The organism is Campylobacter sp. 1569, assembly GCF_024723675.1.
Taxonomy (GTDB): domain Bacteria; phylum Campylobacterota; class Campylobacteria; order Campylobacterales; family Campylobacteraceae; genus Campylobacter_D; species Campylobacter_D jejuni_C.
This window is the reverse complement of the sequence record NZ_JANQDB010000050.1, coordinates 1-916: the sequence shown is the minus strand read 5'-3', so window position 1 is coordinate 916 and position 916 is coordinate 1. Positions and strand designations below refer to the sequence as shown.

The following is a 916-nucleotide window of genomic DNA, read 5'->3' as shown; positions in this document are numbered from 1 at the left end:
TCTTCTAAAACTACTAAGCTAGCTTTATCTTTTTCACCATAACCAACTATACCTGCTTGGAAATCAAATGCTGAAATTTGACCTTGTAATTGAGCAGCATAGAAGTTGCTGTTGTCTAAGCCTAATTTTTCTTTGTCACTATCTAAGTTGTTACCTAAATACTGAGCTTGGATTTTGAAGTTAGCTACATCATTGAAGCTAAATTTATAGCTAGCATCTACTGCATATAAGAAAGCCCAGTTATTTGAATAAGCAGCCCATAATTGGAAAGCAAATGGATCAAAATCACCTAATACAGCAGCACCATATAAAGAAGCATCAGCTATACCTAAACCTGTAAAATCGCCATCATCTGTAACGTTAAAGCTATCAAACCAATAACCTGCAAAAGTTAAACCTTCGATAGAGTTGTTGATGATTTTAGCACCTGTACCGATAGCATCATCAGTCCAAATTGAACCAACTTCCATTTTACCGAAAATTACGCTTGTAGCATAAGCTTCGTTAGTGTATTCTAAGTATGCTTGTTCAACATCAAAACCTTGAGCTGTGTTTGTTTCAGCTTTAGCAGTTGGACTATTAAAACCTAACTCACCTGTATTGTCATATTGGAATTGTACAAAAGCTTTGAAGTTATCATCTAAAGCTGCTTTGAAGTTGATTTGAGATTTAAATCTATGTCTATTTTCTTTAGCACCATTGTAGCCATTAGAAACAGTATTTCCTTGTTCTAATCTATCAGATTCAAATCTGTATCTCATCATTCCTGATACTTCAATATCTTTTATAGCTTCTTCAAGTGAAACAGCATTAGCTGCTGAAAAAGCACCTGCAGCTAATGCTGCTACTAAACTAAGTTTAACTAGTTTCATGAGAATTCTCCTTATTAAAATTAAAACTATGGCTTGTATTATAA

1 protein-coding gene is annotated in these 916 nt (G+C 33.8%); it reads right to left on the bottom strand.

Annotation, left to right across the window (positions count from 1 at the left end; genetic code table 11):
• On the bottom strand, positions 1–872 hold an 872-nt coding region (locus CAMP5060_RS08120; protein WP_337218205.1), incomplete at its 3' end, for a major outer membrane protein.
• Positions 873–916: the final 44 nt, after the last annotated feature.